The 20,014-nt window shown below is 34.5% G+C and carries 19 protein-coding genes and 6 tRNA genes; 21 read left to right on the plus strand and 4 right to left on the minus strand.

Annotation, left to right across the window (positions count from 1 at the left end; genetic code table 11):
* Window positions 1–235 precede the first annotated feature (235 nt).
* The 7 genes from dnaG to ACFSTA_RS12125 all read left to right on the plus strand — a co-directional run bounded on the left by dnaG (window position 236) and on the right by ACFSTA_RS12125 (window position 8,155).
* Complete coding sequence (gene dnaG, locus ACFSTA_RS12095) at window positions 236–2,044, plus strand: DNA primase (protein WP_377556968.1); 1,809 nt, start codon at window positions 236–238, stop codon at window positions 2,042–2,044.
* A gap of 37 nt (window positions 2,045–2,081) precedes the next feature.
* Window positions 2,082–3,203 (plus strand): RNA polymerase sigma factor RpoD, encoded by a 1,122-nt coding sequence (rpoD, locus tag ACFSTA_RS12100; protein ID WP_377556969.1) that lies wholly within the window; start codon window positions 2,082–2,084, stop codon window positions 3,201–3,203.
* 398 nt (window positions 3,204–3,601) lie between these two features.
* Window positions 3,602–3,967, plus strand: a complete 366-nt coding sequence (gene cccA / locus ACFSTA_RS12105) for a cytochrome c550 (RefSeq protein ID WP_377556970.1) — start codon at window positions 3,602–3,604, stop codon at window positions 3,965–3,967.
* 77 nt (window positions 3,968–4,044) lie between these two features.
* Window positions 4,045–4,758: a tRNA (adenine(22)-N(1))-methyltransferase gene (locus tag ACFSTA_RS12110; RefSeq protein WP_377556971.1), complete on the plus strand. Its 714-nt coding sequence runs from the start codon at window positions 4,045–4,047 to the stop codon at window positions 4,756–4,758.
* Window positions 4,739–5,854 (plus strand): Nif3-like dinuclear metal center hexameric protein, encoded by a 1,116-nt coding sequence (locus tag ACFSTA_RS12115; RefSeq protein ID WP_377556972.1) that lies wholly within the window; start codon window positions 4,739–4,741, stop codon window positions 5,852–5,854. Before ACFSTA_RS12110 ends, ACFSTA_RS12115 begins: the two co-directional genes overlap by 20 nt.
* Before the next feature lie 72 nt (window positions 5,855–5,926).
* The gene (locus tag ACFSTA_RS12120; RefSeq protein WP_377556973.1) at window positions 5,927–7,237 is read left to right on the plus strand and encodes a DEAD/DEAH box helicase; all 1,311 of its coding nucleotides are present in this window, start codon (window positions 5,927–5,929) and stop codon (window positions 7,235–7,237) included.
* Window positions 7,238–7,261: 24 nt separating this feature from the next.
* Window positions 7,262–8,155: a deoxyribonuclease IV gene (locus ACFSTA_RS12125; RefSeq protein WP_377556974.1), complete on the plus strand. Its 894-nt coding sequence runs from the start codon at window positions 7,262–7,264 to the stop codon at window positions 8,153–8,155.
* Between the two features lie 43 nt (window positions 8,156–8,198).
* Here the strand turns inward: ACFSTA_RS12125 and ACFSTA_RS12130 are convergent, their stop codons facing one another.
* Entirely contained in the window at window positions 8,199–8,486 is a 288-nt protein-coding gene (locus ACFSTA_RS12130) for a DUF2624 domain-containing protein (RefSeq protein WP_377556975.1), read from the minus strand.
* Between the two features lie 200 nt (window positions 8,487–8,686).
* Here ACFSTA_RS12130 and ACFSTA_RS12135 point away from each other — a divergent pair, with 200 nt between their 5' ends.
* Window positions 8,687–9,091, plus strand: a complete 405-nt coding sequence (locus tag ACFSTA_RS12135; RefSeq protein ID WP_377556976.1) for a hypothetical protein — start codon at window positions 8,687–8,689, stop codon at window positions 9,089–9,091.
* Window positions 9,092–9,133: 42 nt separating this feature from the next.
* On the opposite strand, the gene ACFSTA_RS12140 is transcribed toward ACFSTA_RS12135, so the two are convergent.
* The gene (locus ACFSTA_RS12140; protein WP_377556977.1) at window positions 9,134–9,460 is read right to left on the minus strand and encodes a hypothetical protein; all 327 of its coding nucleotides are present in this window, start codon (window positions 9,458–9,460) and stop codon (window positions 9,134–9,136) included.
* Between the two features lie 77 nt (window positions 9,461–9,537).
* On the opposite strand from ACFSTA_RS12140, the gene ACFSTA_RS12145 reads away from it, so the two are divergent.
* The 12 genes from ACFSTA_RS12145 (at window position 9,538) to phoU (ending at window position 18,733) form a co-directional block, all read left to right on the plus strand.
* A complete protein-coding gene (locus tag ACFSTA_RS12145) occupies window positions 9,538–10,173 on the plus strand; it encodes an NfeD family protein (RefSeq protein WP_377556978.1) in 636 nt (211 codons plus the stop codon).
* 245 nt (window positions 10,174–10,418) lie between these two features.
* A complete protein-coding gene (locus ACFSTA_RS12150) occupies window positions 10,419–12,050 on the plus strand; it encodes a Na/Pi cotransporter family protein (protein WP_377556979.1) in 1,632 nt (543 codons plus the stop codon).
* Window positions 12,051–12,456: 406 nt separating this feature from the next.
* A tRNA-Asn gene (locus ACFSTA_RS12155) sits at window positions 12,457–12,531 on the plus strand.
* A 3-nt stretch (window positions 12,532–12,534) separates the two neighbouring features.
* Window positions 12,535–12,611: transfer RNA gene (locus ACFSTA_RS12160), tRNA-Met, on the plus strand.
* Window positions 12,612–12,635: 24 nt separating this feature from the next.
* Window positions 12,636–12,711 (plus strand) — tRNA-His (locus ACFSTA_RS12165).
* Window positions 12,712–12,726: 15 nt separating this feature from the next.
* A tRNA-Ile gene (locus ACFSTA_RS12170) sits at window positions 12,727–12,803 on the plus strand.
* 10 nt (window positions 12,804–12,813) lie between these two features.
* Window positions 12,814–12,906: transfer RNA gene (locus ACFSTA_RS12175), tRNA-Ser, on the plus strand.
* Between the two features lie 414 nt (window positions 12,907–13,320).
* Window positions 13,321–13,396: transfer RNA gene (locus ACFSTA_RS12180), tRNA-Phe, on the plus strand.
* 329 nt (window positions 13,397–13,725) lie between these two features.
* Complete coding sequence (gene sodA, locus ACFSTA_RS12185) at window positions 13,726–14,337, plus strand: superoxide dismutase SodA (RefSeq protein ID WP_377556980.1); 612 nt, start codon at window positions 13,726–13,728, stop codon at window positions 14,335–14,337.
* A gap of 116 nt (window positions 14,338–14,453) precedes the next feature.
* On the plus strand, window positions 14,454–15,722 hold the full coding sequence (locus ACFSTA_RS12190) for an MFS transporter (RefSeq protein ID WP_377556981.1): 1,269 nt from the start codon (window positions 14,454–14,456) through the stop codon (window positions 15,720–15,722).
* A gap of 74 nt (window positions 15,723–15,796) precedes the next feature.
* Window positions 15,797–17,950 carry a peptidoglycan D,D-transpeptidase FtsI family protein gene (locus tag ACFSTA_RS12195; RefSeq protein WP_377556982.1) on the plus strand — a complete coding sequence of 718 codons (2,154 nt, stop codon included), beginning with the start codon at window positions 15,797–15,799 and terminating at the stop codon, window positions 17,948–17,950.
* Window positions 17,951–18,073: 123 nt separating this feature from the next.
* A complete protein-coding gene (gene phoU, locus ACFSTA_RS12200; protein ID WP_377556984.1) occupies window positions 18,074–18,733 on the plus strand; it encodes a phosphate signaling complex protein PhoU in 660 nt (219 codons plus the stop codon).
* Window positions 18,734–18,793: 60 nt separating this feature from the next.
* Here phoU and ACFSTA_RS12205 read toward each other — a convergent pair whose 3' ends face one another.
* Window positions 18,794–19,354, minus strand: coding sequence for a hypothetical protein (locus tag ACFSTA_RS12205; RefSeq protein ID WP_377556985.1), 561 nt, complete (start codon window positions 19,352–19,354; stop codon window positions 18,794–18,796).
* 26 nt (window positions 19,355–19,380) lie between these two features.
* Window positions 19,381–19,605, minus strand: coding sequence for a hypothetical protein (locus ACFSTA_RS12210; RefSeq protein WP_377556986.1), 225 nt, complete (start codon window positions 19,603–19,605; stop codon window positions 19,381–19,383).
* Between the two features lie 177 nt (window positions 19,606–19,782).
* On the opposite strand from ACFSTA_RS12210, the gene rpmG reads away from it, so the two are divergent.
* Window positions 19,783–19,932: a 50S ribosomal protein L33 gene (gene rpmG, locus ACFSTA_RS12215; RefSeq protein WP_019377954.1), complete on the plus strand. Its 150-nt coding sequence runs from the start codon at window positions 19,783–19,785 to the stop codon at window positions 19,930–19,932.
* Window positions 19,933–20,014 lie beyond the last annotated feature (82 nt).

Consider the following 20,014-nt stretch of genomic DNA (forward strand, 5'->3'; position numbering starts at 1 on the left):
GGTTTTTTCTTTATGCAACGATCATGTTATTAAATCGCTTCTTAACAACACAGAATAAACCAAATTAATCCTTCTAAGAGACTAACAATAAATAGAAGGAACTTTTTTTCGACCTTATGAAAAAAATGTCGAAAAATGAAGGGTTTTATTTATGAGTAGAGAATTATATTATACGGGGTGATTCAAAAGGTCTTTTTATCTTTTGGAATACGTTTGAAAAAGTATGGTGGGATATATGTCTAATCAAATACCTGAAGAAGTTATTGAAGACATTCGGAAGTCGAATGATATCGTAGATGTCATTGGTGAATATGTGCAACTAAAGAAACAAGGAAGAAACTATTTTGGACTTTGCCCATTTCATGGTGAAAAAACTCCATCATTCTCCGTAACACAGGAAAAGCAAATTTTCCATTGCTTTGGCTGTAAAAAAGGCGGAAACGTAATGACATTTATTATGGAAATGGAGAGTTATTCTTTTTTTGAGGCAGTTAAACATCTGGCCGATCGAAGCGGCATAAAATTACCTGAAACTGCGAATGGAAGAGAAAACTCCCTATCCGAAGAAAATCAGAATATCATTTCTGCCTATGAATGGTTAACAAAATTATATCATCATTTGTTAAGGTATACGAAAGATGGAAAAGATGGTTATCGATATTTTAAAGAAAGAGGTATTACCGATGAAACCATCGATGAATTCCAGCTTGGATTTGCACCGAACATAAAGGATTTTACTGCAACATTTTTAGAAAAAAAGGGTTTTCATAAACAACTACTTGTGAAAGTAGGAATTCTTACCCTACAAAATGATGATACTGTTACAGATCGTTTCAGGGGAAGAGTAATTTATCCAATCCGAAATCATCTAGGAAAAACAGTAGCATTTGGTGGACGAACAATAACAGACCAAGGACCTAAGTATTTAAACAGCTCCGAGAGTGATCTATTTCATAAGGGGAAAATTCTTTTTAATTTTGACTTAGCAAAAAAACATATTCGTAAGAAGAATGAAGTAATATTATTTGAAGGGCAAATGGATGTTATTTCTGCATACCAAGCTGATATTAAAAATGTAGTAGCAACGATGGGTACAGCATTGACAGAAATGCAAGCGAAATTATTACGACGATATGTTGACAAAGTTATAATTTGCTACGATGCTGATTATGCTGGTATTGAAGCTACTTACAAAGCAGCGATTTTGCTTCAAAGCGTTGGATGTCAAGTCAAAGTTGCAAGAATGAAAGATGGGATGGATCCAGATAATTTTATCCAATCGTCTGGCGCTGATGCATTTAGGACAGAAGTAGTTGAAGCAAGCGATACGTTCATGAGTTTTTACATGAACTACCTAAAGAAAGATTATAATTTAAGTCTTGAAGGAGATCGCATTCAATATATAGAAATTGTATTGAAGGAACTTGCAAAAATCGAAAGTCCTATTGAAAGGGAACATTATGTAAAAGAGTTAAGTAATGAATATGATTTGATGATGGATACATTAATAGATCAAATTCAGACTCATCGTCAAAAATCAAGTCCTCCTAAGGATAAGAGAGAAAAAGACAGATATACTAATAATGGACCAAAACAGTATCAAAAAAGAAAATTATTGCCAGCTTTCCATAATGCTGAAAGAAAGTTAATTGCATATATGTTGCAAGATCGTGCAATTACTGATAAGGTGCAGGAGGAATTAGGGGCTTCCTTTAACATAGATGAACATAAGATAATAGCAACGCATTTATATGCATATTATGAGGAAGGCCATCCGGTCGATGTGAGTATGTTCGTTGAAAAACTAACAGATGACAAATTAAAACAGTTAGTTATTGAGATCGCAATGCTTTCAGTTTATGAAGAGATAAGCGATACAGAGATAAATGATTATATTAGGATCATTCGCTCCGAGTCGAATGACATGACTAGTATCAAACAACTAAAACAAGAACAAAGATTAGCTGAACAACAAAAAGATCCAGTTAAAGCAGCTCAGATCGCAATGAAGATCATTGAAATAAAGAAACAAGTAAAGCATTAAAAAAAAGATTTAAGTAGTCTAAGAAGGAGGGGGACTCATGGCTGACAATAAACCTTCACAAACAAAAGAAAACGAGCCAGAGTTAACACTTGAACAAGCCAAAGATCAGTTATTGGAAATGGGTAAAAAACGCGGTGTTTTAGCATATGAAGAGATCGCTGATCGTCTATCCAATTTTGTAATTGAACCTGATCAAATGGATGAATTTTATGAGTTTTTAGGAGATCAAGGTGTAGAGATTATCGGAGATTCTGAAGAGGATCCGAACATGAAAGAAATTGCTAAAGAAGAAGAATTTGATTTAAATGATTTAAGTGTACCACTTGGAATTAAAATAAATGACCCTGTGAGAATGTACTTAAAAGAAATAGGCAGAGTGGATTTGTTATCTGCAGAAGAAGAAATAGAATTAGCTACTCGTATTGAGCAAGGTGAAGAAGAAGCTAAAAGACGTTTGGCGGAAGCTAATTTACGCCTTGTAGTAAGTATTGCTAAGCGATATGTTGGTCGTGGTATGCTATTCTTAGATTTAATCCAAGAGGGTAATATGGGGCTGATTAAGGCAGTTGAAAAATTCGATTACCGCAAAGGATTTAAATTTAGTACGTATGCAACGTGGTGGATTCGCCAGGCAATTACTAGGGCGATTGCTGATCAAGCTCGTACAATTCGAATACCAGTCCATATGGTAGAAACAATCAATAAATTAATACGTGTTCAGAGACAACTTTTACAAGATCTTGGTCGAGAGCCAACTCCAGAAGAAATTGGAGAAGAAATGGAGCTATCTCCAGAGAAGGTTCGCGATATATTAAAGATCGCACAAGAACCTGTTTCATTAGAAACTCCAATTGGAGAAGAAGATGATTCTCATTTGGGAGATTTTATAGAAGATCATGAAGCAGTTTCTCCATCAGACCATGCTGCTTATGAATTATTAAAAGAGCAATTAGAAGATGTACTAGATACATTAACGGATCGCGAAGAGAATGTGTTGCGATTACGATTTGGGCTAGATGATGGACGTACTAGGACATTAGAAGAAGTAGGGAAAGTATTTGGTGTAACTCGAGAAAGAATCCGCCAAATCGAAGCGAAAGCATTGCGCAAACTTAGACATCCTAGTCGTAGTAAACGTCTGAAAGACTTTATGGATTAAATGAAGTTTGATCATTGTCATGTATTCTATATGGAACAATAAACGATTATGTGACAACCCTCTCTTTCAAAAGAATCACATACTGTAGAAGAAATACTTGAATGAATACAAAAACAAGTATTTCTTCTTACATCATTGATACCGTTTTCATTTCTTGTATTTATTTTATACAATTATAAACGTTTTTGCAACTAGGTATTTTGATTCGTTTTCTAATTGAAACATAAAATGCAAGTGGTTCAATGATATTCAATGATATTTCAGTTATATTTTGATTTGAAATAAATTGTCTATAATTTTTCACATCTTTTTTCTTTAAACTATGTTGGTTTTCGAGTAAAATAAATATAGCTTTGTACAATATTATATATATTGGGGATACATAAGGAGGAAATACAATGAGAAAAAACCCAGTGATTCCATTTGCAATTATAGCTATAGTAGGAATACTTACAGTAATCGTTTTATCTTTTATTGGGGTAGATCAACGCAATAACATAGCGGGTGAAGACGGAGATCATGGTGGAGAAGCCGGCGAAACTGTTGCCGATCCTGATGTGATTTATGAGAATAATTGTTCGTCATGTCATGGTGCCGATCTTTCAGGAAGCTTTGGACCAGATTTAACACAAGTGGGTTCCAATCTTTCACCTGAAGAAATTTCTCAGATCATTCAGAATGGACAAGGAGAAATGCCACCTCAAGGTCAACTTTCTGAAGGAGAAGTTTCTTCCCTCGTAGAATGGTTAAGCGATCATCAATAAATATTAAGTTGTATTAAAAAGTAAGCTTTCTGCCAAAACAGAAAGCTTTTCTTTTAGTTTATGTGTCGGAGGTATGTATGGATCATTCAATTAAGCTGTCTAAAAGATTACAAATTGTAGCATCCTATTTGCCACAAGGAGCAAATTTTGCTGATATAGGTTCTGATCACGCTTATCTCCCATGCTATGTATGTGCAAATGATGTAACTGCGCGTGCAATTGCAGGAGAAGTTAATGAAGGCCCATATCAAAGTGCGAAGGATACAGTTACTTACTACCAAATGAATGGTTCAATTGATGTGCGTTTAGGTGATGGGCTAAATGTGGTTCGTCCAGCAGAAGTGGATCAAGTAGTAATTGCCGGAATGGGTGGAGCGTTAATAAAAAGTATATTAGAACAAGGGAAAGATAAACTTCAAGAAGTTAAGCGTATAATAGCCCAACCAAATGTAGATGAAAAGAATGTTCGTTCCTGGTTAATTAATAATGGGTATGTTATTACACATGAGGGTATTACAGAAGAAAATGGACACACCTATGAAATAATTGTGGCAGACAAAAGTGAAAATCAGATGTCATTAACAGATCAAGAAATACTATTTGGACCATTTTTATTAAAGAATAGACCTAGTGTATTCTATGATAAATGGAAACTCGAACTTGAAAAGCGTTTGCGAGTCATAGAGCAATTGCAACAAGCAAAGGTTAAACCAACGGATAAAATAAAACAGTTTGAGTCAGAATTGAATATGATTGAGGAGGTTTTAACAGATGAGACAAAAGTTAACTAACTCAGACGTATTTAAGATAATGGAACAGTGGGCACCACGTTCTCATGCATATGATTGGGATAATGTAGGATTGCAAATAGGTTCACATAATCAACCAGTTAAGAAAATAATGGTCACTTTAGACGTGATGGAATCAGTGGTAGATGAAGCTATAGATCAACAAGTAAACCTAATTATTGCACATCATCCAATGCTTTTTAAACCTATACGTCAATTGAATACAGATAGTTCCATAGGTAGAACAATAAAGAAGCTACTTGAAAACGATATAACTGTTTATGCCTCACACACTAATTTAGATGTTGCTGTTGGAGGCGTAAATGATATGTTGTCTGATCAATTAAACCTAGGATCAAGGAAAGTATTAGTTCCGACATATCGGGAGCCGTTATACAAGATCGCCATCTATGTTCCACACTCCCATAAATCGAAAGTGCTTGACGCATTGGGTGAAAATGGAGCGGGGCACATCGGGAATTATAGTCATTGCACCTTTCAAACAGAAGGTAAAGGATCATTTAAACCATTAGATGGTTCACAGCCTTTTATTGGAACTACGAATGAAATCGAAAAAGTTGATGAAGTGAAAATTGAAACAATTGTTCAGGAAAGTAATTTGAAAAAAGTTGTACAAGCAATGACTAATAGCCATCCGTATGAGGAGCCTGCATATGATATTTTTCCATTGGAAAATGAAGGAGAGCAGTATGGAATTGGTCGTATAGGTGAATTGGAACACGCGATGAATGTAGAGGCATTTTGTAATCAACTAAAGCTTACTTTAGGTCTAAAGAGTCTTCGAGTAACTGGAGATTTATCAAAAAACGTAAAGAAAGTAGCCGTTTTAGGAGGAAGTGGAGAAAAGTATATCCATGCTGCGAAAAGAAAAGGTGCAGATATTTTTATTACAGGTGATATGACTTTTCATGTAGCACAAGAAGCTTGGCAATTAGGATTAGTCGTTATTGATGCCGGTCATTACATAGAGAAGGTAATGAAAAACGGAACAAAAAATTATTTAGATAAAAGCCTAACAAACACAGGTATCGACATAATAACATCACATATAAATTCGGATCCTTTTCAATTTGTTTAATAGCAGATAATAGGTAAACAATAGAAATGAAAATTGTATTAAGATGATAGCATCATCAAAAGGAGTCAGCTTATGAATAATAAATTCAATGAATTTGCGTTTCAGCCTATTTTGCTGGATGTAATCGAAAAATTAGGTTTTAAACAACCGACCGAAATACAGCAAAAAGTAATTCCTGCTATATTAAAAGGGAAAAGTGTAATAGGTCAATCCCATACAGGTTCTGGAAAAACCCATGCCTATTTATTACCTTTATTTAATCAAATAGATGCTTCGAAAAGGGGAGTACAGTTTGTCATAACTGCTCCTACTAGAGAGTTAGCCACGCAAATATTTGATGAAGTAAAGAAAGTAATTACGTATGCTGAAATGGAACAAACATGGAAAGCCAAGTTATTAGTAGGTGGAACCGATAAACAAAAGATGATAGATAAATTGAAAGAACCACCACAAATTGTAGTTGGTACTCCAGGTAGAATATTAGATCTAGTCAAAAGTGAAGCACTTTCCCTTATTACTGCCAAATCCTTTGTCGTTGATGAAGCAGATTTAATGCTTGATCTTGGCTTTATACAAGAAGTAGATCAACTGCTTGTGCGTTGTAATCAAGAAATACAACTCTTAGTTTATTCTGCTACCATCCCACAACGATTAGAACATTTTTTCAAAAAATATTTAGAAAATCCATTACATGTTAAGATTGATGATCGATTATCACCTGAAACTATGGAACATCGACTAATAGCGGTAAGACATCGAAAAGAAGCAGATATTATACTCGAGCTTTCTAAGGCAATTCAACCGTATTTAGCGATCATATTTACTAACGGTAAAGAAAAAGCAAATGTGTTAGCAGATGAATTGCTACAAAAGGGGCTAGAAGTTGGTTTAATACACGGTGGATTAACTCCAAGAGAACGAAAACGCGTTCTTAAAGATATCCAAAATTTACGTTATCAATATATTGTTGCTACCGATTTAGCAGCAAGAGGAATAGATATTAAAGGTGTTAGTCACGTCATAAACGCACAAATTCCTAAAGAGGAAGATTTTTATATTCATCGTGTAGGTAGAACAGCAAGAGCTGGAATGGAAGGGACAGCAATTAGTTTATACCATGAGGATGATTTGCAGCTCATTCAAAAATTAGAACAAAAAGGATTGCAATTTACTTTTTCAGATATTAAAAATGGACAATGGCAAGAAGCAAAACCATGGAATGAAAGAAATTTAAGAACGAATGTCACGACGGAAGTTGAAAAAGAAGCTTGGAAGCAAGTACGTAAACCTAAAAAAGTTAAACCTGGATACAAGAAAAAAATGAAGAAGCAACAAGAGTCAATAAAGAGACAGATTACGAAAAAAACTAAATATAAAAAATAAGGATAAAAGGGAGAGGTGTACCAAGTGGTTAAAATAGGTTCACATGTATCAATGAGTGGGAAGAAGATGCTTTTGGGGTCAAGTGAGGAAGCTGTATCTTATGGTGCAAATACGTTTATGATATATACTGGGGCACCCCAAAATACAAGAAGAAAAGCAATTGAGGAATTAAATATTGACCAAGGATTAGAGCATATGAACACTAATGGTATTTCAGATATCGTTGTTCATGCACCATATATTATAAATATTGGAAATACTACAAAACCAGAAACGTTTGAATTAGGTGTTAACTTTTTACGAAGTGAGATTGAGCGTACAGCAGCAATCGGTGCAAAACAAATCGTTCTCCATCCTGGAGCACATGTAGGTGCAGGGGCAGAAAAAGGGATTCCAAGAATAATTGAAGGCTTAAATGAAGTTTTAGAAAAGGATAAGGATGTCCAAATAGCCTTAGAAACAATGGCAGGAAAAGGTTCAGAAATAGGACGCACCTTTGAAGAATTGGCAATGATTATTGACGGTGTAACCCATAATGAGAAACTGTCAATATGTATGGATACTTGTCATATCCATGATGCTGGGTACGATATCGTAAATGATTTTGATGGTGTATTAAATCAATTTGATAAAATTATCGGTATTGATCGTATAAAAGTTGTTCATATTAATGATAGTAAAAACGAACGTGGCGCACATAAAGATCGTCACGAAAATATTGGTTTTGGACATATTGGATATGAAGCACTGCATAAAATTATTCATCATCCACAATTAAAAGAAATACCGAAAATATTGGAAACACCTTATGTAGGCGAAGATAAAAAGAATAAAAAAGCACCATATAAATATGAAATAGAAATGATTAAAGATGGAAACTTTATTTCTGATTTGAAAGATATAATTGTTAATCAATAATAAAAAAAGGAATCTTGTCAATTTTGACAAGATTCCTTTTTAGTCATTGTTCGAATAATGACTCTAAACCATAGTATTTAACAATTTCTTGAAATAGTTTGTTTGCTTTTTTTGCCGTTTCAACATTTGTGATTCTTGCTAATTCCTTTAGCATTTTATTACGATCCTGTTTATTAAATGGATCAATCTTATTATTTTGTAAGTAATTCCAAATATCTCTTGCTTCCTTATTCGTTACAGTAAATCCATAATCTTTTCCATAAGCATGAATTTCCTCGGGTGTTAATTGTTTCATTTTACTTATTACAAGTCCTTTAATAAATGTAGACATAATGTAACTCCTTTTTTATGATTGTTGTTACACTATATGCAAGAACTAGGATTTTTCAACTTGTACTTCTATTCATTATGTGAAGGCAAAATTATAAAATATAGAAGGTATTGTTTATTTTCCCAAAAAGTAACATTATATTATGTGAAAGTAACCATAAACTATAGATGCACCTCAACTTAATAAAGGAGGTCTTGATTATGGATGAGTTTAACCGTAGAGATAATATTGAAGATGCTCCAAATCATGGTGACCCGATCGAAAGTGGTCCTGTAGCTCCAGGAAATTTCGATAAGCCGGAAAGAGTCGAGACGTATAGCAATAGAGACGAAGAAACTGCTGCTGAGCTAACTGCAGACGATTATCGTGAACAACGCGTTCAAATAGACGATGATGAAGGTGCAGAGGCTAACACAGCCTTTGGTTGGGTAGCTATTGCTTTGTCAATTGTATCATTCTTTTGGTTACCAGTTATTATGGGCGCAGCAGGTATTATTGTTGGGTTCATGGCCAGAGCTAGAAATGCTGATACTTTAGGTAATATTGCCATTATCGCAGGGGCAATTTCCATCGTATTTGCGCTTTTTATAGGACCATTTCTATAACTATGGAGGCTGATTTCGATCAGCCTCTTTTGTTTTGGTTATTTATTCTTTATATAATGGAAAGAAGTAATATGAGTGAGACTTAATATCATATGGATTAACATTTGGATTCAGTGTTTTAAAATCAGTTAGTATATCATCAATTACTAAGGGTGTATTTTCAAATTCATTCAATTGTTCCGCGATAGATAACACAGTTTCACCTGGTTGTACTTTTATTTTTATTGCTTGAAAGTGACGTGCTTGCTCAGAATCAACTGTAGTAGAATATTCGTTTTTATCTTCACTTATTTGTGTTCCAATTGTCATGTCTTTATAAATACTTACTAAGAATAGTATAATGAATAAATAAAGCAAAGTTTTTTTCATTAAAGTGGCTCCTTTTAGTGAAACTTTAACAATCTTACATACGTATTATGAATGAAAGGTAAAGGAGGGGGATGTAGATGGAAATTTTTAATTATGATTGGATAGGTATGGTAATAACTGGATTTGCTACTCTATTTTTGATTGGTGAAATACTTGTAAATATGCGTGGATTCTTTGCTTTACTAGGTATTGGATTTATTACGGTTTATTTTTCAGTATATTTAGAAACAAACTCCCTTATCATTATGCTTATTATATATTTTGTTGGATTATTACTGATTGTAATTGATGGTAAGCTATTAAATGATGGTACGCTAGCTACTATTGGTGTCGCTAGTATGTTAACAGCAGTTGCACTACCTGCACCAACGTTTACTGCTGGTCTATACGCTGTACTTGGGGTATTGGTCGGAGTAGGTTCATCGTTTTTATTTTTAAAAGTATTTAAACGCCGAAAAATGTGGACTAAACTTGCTTTAAAAGATCGGTTAACAAAAGAAGCGGGATATAGTTCCATGAATCAAGATTATGAAGGTTTAATGGGCCGTGAAGGAAAAACTCTAAATGATTTACGTCCAGTTGGGACTATACGTGTCGACTCAAAGGATTATAGTGCTGTTTCCAATGGTCAATGGATTCCAAAGAATAGTAATGTCCGAATAGTTGTTGTGGATGGAACGAAAATACTAGTAGAAAAAATTGCAGAAGAATAAATTATCAACTCTTGCCGAACCAATGCATCACTTAGGCAAGAGTTTTTATTTTGCCTATCTTTTCACTACGAATAATATAGGGAGGGTAGAAAATAATAGGAGTACGCCAAATGAGTAAGTAATTTGTTTGTAAATTTAATGTAAAGTTTTGCTTTACATACTTTACAAAACGACTATCTTCAACAATAATGATTAAGGCATGTTTAATATATTTCAACAACGTATATGAAGGGACGGAGTAATCATTGAGTAATATTGATCTACAGACACTCCTATTTGAGTTTATTGGAGGATTGGGAATTTTCCTGCTTGGTATTAAGTACATGGGGGAAGGTTTACAGAAATCAGCAGGTGATCGACTACGCGATATTTTGGATCGTTTTACGAGCAATCCTTTCTTAGGTGTTTTAGCTGGTATTATTGTTACTATACTTATTCAGAGTAGTTCTGGTACAACCGTATTGACCATTGGATTAGTTAATGCTGGATTTATGACACTTAGACAAGCAATTGGCGTTATAATGGGTGCTAATATTGGCACGACAGTAACAGCATTTATAATTGGAATAGATATTGGGGAATATGCCCTACCAATAATAGCAATTGGTTGTTTCCTTTTATTCTTCTTTAAGAATACTAAAATCAATAATATCGGTCAGACCGTCTTTGGTTTTGGTGCATTATTTTTCGGATTAGAATTAATGAGTGGTGGATTGAAACCACTGCGTTCATTGGAAGTGTTTCAAGAATTGACACTTGAGATGAGTCAAACTCCTATATTAGGAGTAGTCGTAGGTACGGTATTTACAGTAATAGTTCAAAGTTCAAGTGCCACAATTGGAATATTGCAAACACTTTTTGCGGATGGTGCAATGGACTTAAAAGCTGCACTTCCAGTATTGTTTGGTGATAATATAGGAACAACAATCACTGCGATACTAGCTTCTATTGGTGCAAGCGTTGCTGCTAGAAGAGCAGCGTTAACTCATGTGATTTTTAATGTTATTGGTACTACAATTGTATTAATTTTATTAACACCTTTTACAAATTATGTTGGATTTCTACAAGAGCAGTTCGTTCTAAATAAAGAAATGACCATAGCGTTTGCCCATGGTAGTTTTAATATAGTGAATACATTGATTCAATTACCATTTATTGGTGCTCTTGCCTGGGCCGTTACTAAGATTGTTCCGGGTAAGGATGTTATCATTGAATATAAACCGCAACACTTAGATCCAATATTTATTCAACAATCGTCCTCTTTAGCGCTTGATCAAGCTAAGGCAGAAGTTGTTCGGATGGGTGAATATGCATATAAGGGATTAGAGGAGACAAACCTCTACTTAACAAATCATCATCAGAAGCATTCTGAAATGGCTATTCAGATAGAAGGCGCATTAAATAGTTTAGATCGTAAAATAACTGATTATCTTATTGAATTATCTGGTGAGTCAATGTCTGAATTGGAAAGCGCAAGACATACAGCTTTAATGGATTCAGTTCGTGATATAGAGCGAATTGGTGACCACTTTGAGAATATTATTGAATTAATTGATTATAAAATATCAAATAAGGTCCAATTGACCGATCAGGCAATAGAAGATTTAAATAATATGTTCGATTTAACCATTTTAACGGTGAAACAAGCTATTAAGTCTCTAGATAACACGAATAGAGAAGAGGCTCTAGCTGTCGTTCAAAAAGAAGATCAAATCGATAAAATGGAGCGAGTATTCCGTAAAAAACATATCATTCGTATGAACGAAGGGTTATGTAGTGGTTCTGCGGGTATCGTCTTTGTTGATATCATTAGTAATTTAGAACGTATTGGAGATCATGCAGTAAATATTGCTGAAGCGGTTTTAGGTGAAAAATAATTTTTAAAGTGATGAAATTATTTTGATAAGTATCTTTAAAAGGTGCACAAATTATTATTTGGATAGCAAATCGTACAGTATATCAATTTTACTGTACGATTTTTGCTTTTATTTTTTGAAAATAACATCTTTGAAATTTTGTAAAAGTTTATATTGAAATCTTTAAGTGGAGATGGTATAGTAAATCTTGTCGTTTTAAACATACATATCCAAGTAACGCAAATGAAAAAGTAATTAAAAATTATTGACATATTCTTTATAACATGATAAATTATATTTCGTTGCTAATAAAACAAGCTTACTTGACTAGAAGCACAATGCTTCTATGAATTAACTAGAAGATGTAGGGGTCCAACATCTTTGATTAAGCTTTCAAAAGCAAGATCAGGGAACAATTTTAGATTATTCCACAGTAGCTCAGTGGTAGAGCTATCGGCTGTTAACCGATCGGTCGTAGGTTCGAATCCTACCTGTGGAGCCAAGTGGCGGCGTAGCTCAGCTGGCGAGAGCGTACGGTTCATACCCGTGAGGTCGTGGGTTCGATCCCCTCCGCCGCTACCAACTTATATATTAATTACATCTATGGCGGTCGTGGCGAAGTGGTTAACGCACCGGATTGTGGCTCCGGCACTCGTGGGTTCGATCCCCACCGGTCGCCCCATAAATTTAATATAACGGACCCTTAGCTCAGTTGGTTAGAGCTATCGGCTCATAACCGATCGGTCGCAGGTTCGAGTCCTGCAGGGTCCACCATTAATAACTCGGAGGTATACCCAAGTCTGGCTGAAGGGATCGGTCTTGAAAACCGACAGGGGTGTCAAAGCCCGCGGGGGTTCGAATCCCTCTACCTCCTCCATACATATTAGGGCGTTAGTAGCACCATTTAAAAACTGAAACAACTTGTAGATGTAGGGACACAGTGAATAAGATAAGCTTAGAATCACTACCTTTAATATAATTTATACTATGGCTCGGTAGCTGACCGCTAACATCAATGAAACAACACCTATGTGCAGGTCTGTCCCGAAGCACCAAACATCTCAGAATAGGCTTTTAGATGTAGGGACACAGTGAGTAAGATAAGCTTAATATTACTACCTATAATATTAATTAAACTATGGCTCGGTAGCTGACCGCTAACATCAATGAAACACACCTATGTGCAGGTCTGTCCCGAAGCACCAAACATCTCAGAATAAGCTTTTAGATGTAGGGACACAGTGAGTAAGATAAGCTTAGTATTACTACCTATAATATTAAATTAAACTATGGCTCGGTAGCTCAGTCGGTAGAGCAAAGGACTGAAAATCCTTGTGTCGGCGGTTCGATTCCGTCCCGAGCCACCATTAACTTTAAGAATCAACAAGCATACATGCTTGTTTTTTTAAATTGTCTAGGAAATTGGCGATAAATCAAGTTTATCTAATCTCCTTTGGGGTATCTTCCATTTAAATCACTATTTTCCGTAGTGACATCGAACCATCAACGTTGTGCTGACTAAGTCTCTACATCGCTAACCTGGCGTTAGTGCTTTTGTTTTTATATACATATCTTTTTCTCGTTTACATCGTGGAAAGTATGCATATGATTTGCAACAAATGGAAACCTTTGATAATCTTGCAATTAAAGGATGAATATTCATTCCTTTCATTTAATTAAAAGGAGGAGTTTTATTATGGCTAAATTTGAACTACCTGAATTACCTTATGCATATGATGCATTAGAGCCAACAATTGACAAAGAAACAATGAACATCCACCATACAAAGCATCATAACACGTATGTAACGAAGTTGAATGGTGCGCTTGAAGGCAATGCTGACCTTCAAGGAAAGTCTATTGAAGATCTTGTAAGTAATCTAGATGCAGTACCTGAAAACATTCGTACTGCAGTTCGTAATAATGGTGGCGGACATGCTAACCATAGTCTTTTCTGGAAAGTACTATCTCCAAACGGAGGCGGAGAGCCATCTGGAGAACTTGCAGAGAAATTGAATGCAAAATTTGGTAGCCTTGATAAATTCAAAGAAGAATTTGAAAATGCTGCTGCAACTCGTTTCGGCTCCGGCTGGGCTTGGTTAGTACTTAACAATGGAGAATTAGAAGTTACAAGTACTCCTAATCAGGATTCTCCTTTAATGGAAGGAAAAACGCCATTATTAGGTCTTGATGTTTGGGAGCATGCATATTACTTAAAATACCAAAACAAACGCCCAGATTATGCAAAAGCATTCTGGAACGTTGTTAATTGGGATGAAGTTGCTAAAAACTATAGCGAAGCAAAATAAAGTATAAGGAAAAACACGAGGGAATTCCTCGTGTTTTTTTGTGCTTGAAAAAGCTTGTGCATATCCAATTGTGAATTGCTTAAACTATAAATGGAAAGTAAAAGGAGCAATTCGATATGCAGAAAAATTTTCAACATTTATTTGGTAAAACGGAAGTAAATCGTGATCTTATTCTATTATTATTAATTGGTGGACTATACTCCTTAGGGATTTTCTTATCAAATACATTTGTAAATATATATTTATGGAAGCAGGCTGGGGATTATATTACAATTGCAGTTTATAATTTAGCTATCTTCCTATTTCAACCAATAACATTTATACTTGCAGGTAAAATTGCCAAAAAAGTAGATCGTATAATTGTATTAAGATTAGGTGTAATATTTTTATCCCTATTTTTTTTATGTGTGCTCTTTATTGGTGAAAAAGCTGCTACATATAATTTTTTGCTAGGGAGTTTATTGGGTATTGGCTATGGTTTTTATTGGTTAGCGTTTAATGTATTGACATTTGAAATTACTGAACCTGAAACGAGAGACTTTTTTAATGGATTTTTGGGTGTTTTACAATCTTTTGGGGGAATGATTGCTCCTATATCAGCGGGAATAATTATTTCGAGAATGTCTGAAAATGTAGGTTATACAGTTATTTTTACTGTGTCATTTATTTTATTTATTTGTGCTGTTGTCAGTAGTTTATTTCTAAAACGGCGATCAGCAGAAGGTAGCTTTTATTTTAAGAGAATCGTACAAGAAAGAAAACATAATAAAAATTGGGCTAGAATACTTAATGCCCATGTTTTCCAAGGGTTGCGTGAAGGGATTTTCATGTTTGTTATTTCGATATGGATTTATATTGTAACCAAGAGTGAACTGTCGCTTGGTATGTTTAACTTATTCTTCTCGGGATGTTCATTTATTTTTTATTTTTTAACAACAAAATTTGTAAAACAATCGAAACGTAAGCAATCCATCCTTTTTGGCAGTCTGCTTCTATATCTTTCACTTTTTATCATTTTAATACATGCCAGTTATGTAACACTTATTATATATGGAATTTTGATAGGAATTGCATACCCAATCATTAACGTTCCATATATGTCATTGACATATGATGTTATTGGTAAAGCACGTAAGGCAAAAGAATTACGAATTGAATATATTGTGGTCCGGGAATTTTTCTTAAATATCGGACGAGTGGTTTCTATCACTGTTTTTCTATGTGCGGTTTCGTTATTTGAAGCTGAAAAAATTATACCAATTCTGTTAATTATTTTTGGTGCTCTTCATTTATTTATATATATTTCAATAAGAAATATATATTTAACCAATCCACAAAAAGAAGTACTTATTAAAGATCAAATATCAGACGAAAAAAATCGTTAATACTATTCGTTTATAGTAAAAATGGTGATATAATATAGGGTAGTCTTATAAAAAAGTTTTAATGGGGGAGAAAGATGAAAAAGAATAAAAAGAAGAAGGCACAGTTGCCTTTTCGTTTAAATATATTATTTTTTATTGTGTTCTTACTATTCTCAGTTCTTATCCTTCAATTAGGTGTTGTTCAAATATTAAATGGAGAGAGCTTCCAAGAAGAGATCGATAAAACGATTCAAGATACGACGAAAATTCCAGTTCCGCGGGGAAAAATTTATGATAGAAATGGAAATGTAGTTGTTGATAACAAACCTTTATATGCAATCACGTATACGCCTCCTAAAGGTGTTCAAGCAATTAAAAAGTTAGATGTAGCAGAGAAGCTATCTAAATATATAACTATGCTTGCAAATTGTGAAGGAATTGATGATGCAGATCAATTAGAAGAATGTAAAGCAGAAAGAAATAGTCAGATCAAATCAATAACAGAACGAAATAAAAAAGAATACTGGTATTTAAAAAATCAAGAAGAAGCAGATGAACGTTTATCATTGGAAGAAGCGTCAGAAATGAGTAATGCAGAGCAATATAATGAAATATTGGACCGCATTACTGATGAAGAAATTAGCAATTTTACAGATGAGCAATATGAGGTTATCTTAATTAAGAAGGAATTAGATAAAGCTTATTCCTTATCACCACAAATTGTAAAAAATGAAAATGTTACCCCTGAGGAATATGCACAAGTAGCAGAACATTTGCATGAATTAGAGGGTATAAATGCGACGACTGATTGGGATCGTGAATATCCGTATGAGGATACATTCCGAAGCTTACTGGGATCAATAACTTCCCAAGATCAAGGAATCTTAGCTGAAAAAGAAGATCATTATTTAACCAGAGGTTATAGTCGAAATGATCGTGTTGGTAGAAGTGGATTAGAAGAGCAATATGAAGATTTATTACGAGGAAGAAAAGAACAAATACAATATACGACGAAAAATGGAAATGTTATTGATTCAGAAGTAGTTGTACAGGGGGAACGCGGGAAAGACTTGGTTCTAACCATTGATATGGAATTTCAAGAAAAAGTGGATGAAATTATTCGGAAAGAACTAAAAACAGCTTATGATGTAAATCCATCCGCAAACAAATATATGGAGGATGCAATTGCTGTTGTAATGGATCCTAAGACTGGTGAACTGCTAGCCGTTTCTGGCCAACACTATGATTCCAAAGAAAATGAGTTCGAAAATGTTGCTTTTAAAGCGTTATACGATGCGCATCGTCCTGGTTCAGCAATTAAAGGCGCAACTGTTTTAGCAGGTTTTGAATCTGGAGTGATTTCACCAGGTACATCTTTTTATGATAGTCCGATTACTATTGCAAGTGGGGAATCTAAAGGTTCTTGGACTTCAGGACTTGGATCACTTAATGATATTGGAGCATTACGACGTTCATCCAACGTTTATATGTTTTATGTCGCATTAAAGATGGGTGGGGAAAATAGATACCCATTCCCTAATGGACAGACAGCATCCTTCAACACAGATGCTTGGCAAAAGATGAGAAATTATTTTATGCAATTTGGTTTGGGTGTACAAACGGGTATTGACTTTCCATATGAAGAAACAGGATATAAAGGGGACGAAGCTTTCAATCCAGGTCTTCTAATGGACTTTGCTATTGGACAGTACGATACATTTACAACGTTACAATTAGCTCAGTATGTGTCTACGATTGCCAACGATGGCTATCGAGTTCGTCCTCATTTCTTAAAGGAGGTACGTAATCCTAGTAACACGGATGAACTTGGCTCGCTATTTAAATCTACAAATACAGAAGTCCTTAACCGTGTAGTTATGGACCAAAATCTACTCGATCGAGTTCAGGAGGGATTTCGTCAAGTTTTCCAAGTATCAGGAGGTACTTCCTACAGTTATTTCAAGGATAAGGATTATAACCCAGCTGGAAAAACAGGAACAGCTGAGAATGAAAAATGGGATAATGGTGTTATGTATGAAACGGAAAACTTATCATTAGTTGGCTATGCACCATTTGATGAACCGGAAATTGCGTTTGCTTTAATTGTGCCGAACACAGCTCCTATTAGTAATCGTCACCCTGTAAATAATAAGATCGGTGAAGGAATTTTAGATGCGTATTTTGAACTTAAAGAAAAAAGAGATCAGGGAGAATCTTCTAATGATGAAGAAGATGAAGTAGACGAATAATATTTACCCTAAGACCACATTTGGATCTTAGGGTTTTTTTACATTAATTTTACATAGAATTTATGAAAACTTTATAATGGATTGTTAAGATAAGGATGTAATATATTGAAGGGGGCAGTTGGATTGGTTATTCGTGAACAGTTTCAAAAGCAAATGGAAGAATTAAACCGTGATATTATTGAGCTTGCTCACAAAACAGAAAATGCATTAGGAAGAGCACTAGATGCGTTATATAATCAAGATATTGAGCTTGCGCAAGCTGTTATTAAGGATGATAAAAAAATTGACCAGGACGAAATGGCTATAAATAATGAGACCATTTTACTTATAGCGAAACAGCAACCAGTCGCAACTGATTTAAGGAGATTAATTATTGCCTTACGAATTGTTACAGATATTGAAAGAATGGGGGATAACGCTAAAAATATTGCCAAGTCAACCATTCATTTAGGTGATGAATGTAATATAACTGTTCCTCCGGAGTTAAAAACAATGCGTAACATCACATTAGAAATGTTACAAACAGCTATACGTGCATTCCAATATGAGGACATCTCGGTAGCACAGAAACTAGCAGAACTAGATGATCAAGTTGATAAGATATATAAACATGTAGTTACCACTCTACTAAATGAAACGGCAACGAAACCAGACCATATTCAGTACATCATGCAAATCGCATTTAGTGCGAGATACATTGAGCGATTTGCAGACCACATCACAAATATCGGTGAAAGTATTTTATTTTTGGTAAAAGGTGAGAATTACAACTTAAACTATTAAATCATAAGAAAGAGGAAGCAATTTAGTCACACGAACTAATTGCTTCCTCTTTCTATCTAGTTATCTAGTAATGGCTTCAGCTATCTCGTAGTGACTCATATCACTAGTGATAGTAAATTCACCTAATTGGACTCGTAGACTGTATCCTTCAGAATCCATATATTGAATAAGTTCATCAGCATTTTCAATAATACCGTTTTCTTCCAATTCATGACTAATTGTAGAAGTTGGCATTCCAGATTCGATTGTTAATGTATAGGATTGAACGGATTGCTGTTCAGATTCATCGTCTACTTCCTCTGCTTCTTCAACATTTTCGTTTGAATTCGATTCTGATTCTTCCTGCTCATCCGCTTGATCGGATTCTTCCGATTCATTGTCTTCTTTTGTTGTGGATTCTGCTTCTGCTTCTGTTTCATCTGAATCGTCATTCACTGTAAGAGTAATAAACTCTGACTCATCTAATACGCGATACCCTTCGTTTTCGAGTTCGCTAATCAAGTCATCCACTGCCACTTCTGAAAGATCTTGTTTAGATCCATTATCGAAGTAATTGACAATAAGTGTTATTAAACCTGCTGAAAATAAACCTATTGCAAATGCTCGAATTGAATGTTTCATGATTTTCACCTAACTTTTTAATTTAATTATTCATCCTCTGTTGTTGCTGCAACTTCCATTGACATATCTTCTGTTAGTAATTCTTCTTCCAATATCTTTACTTTTTTCTTTAATTGATAAGTTTCCTGCATAGTTGATATGGACAATTGTTCTAATTCGCTTTCAAGTTTTTCAAATTTATCAGTTAGGAAAAAAGAAACAACAAATAAGGCAATAGCCACTATAATGATAGTTATTCCTGCTAAAATCATTTGTTTACCTCCATTTCATTTACATTACTAGTTATACCATATAAATTGGAAAGAGAAAACAATTAATTTTTTCCATTATCAACTTGATTGATTTCAAAACTTCTGCTATTATAAATAAGTCTGAGATGAATCATAAGATGCCTATAAAGCAAGTTGTTATAGTTTGGAGGGAAAAACATGCGCGTAAATATCACATTAGCTTGTACGGAAACAGGGGATCGTAATTATATTACTACAAAAAATAAGCGTACAAATCCTGAGCGTATCGAGCTTAAAAAATATTGTCCACGTCTAAAAAAACATACGTTACACCGTGAAACAAAATAATTAAACTAAAATCCTCTAAACTGACTTTATTGTCAGTTTAGAGGATTTTTTAATTTTATCTTGTTGTGATAATGTTATTGTA

Source organism: Ornithinibacillus salinisoli, assembly GCF_042684965.1.
In the GTDB taxonomy this organism is placed as follows: Bacteria; Bacillota; Bacilli; order Bacillales; family Amphibacillaceae; genus Ornithinibacillus; species Ornithinibacillus salinisoli.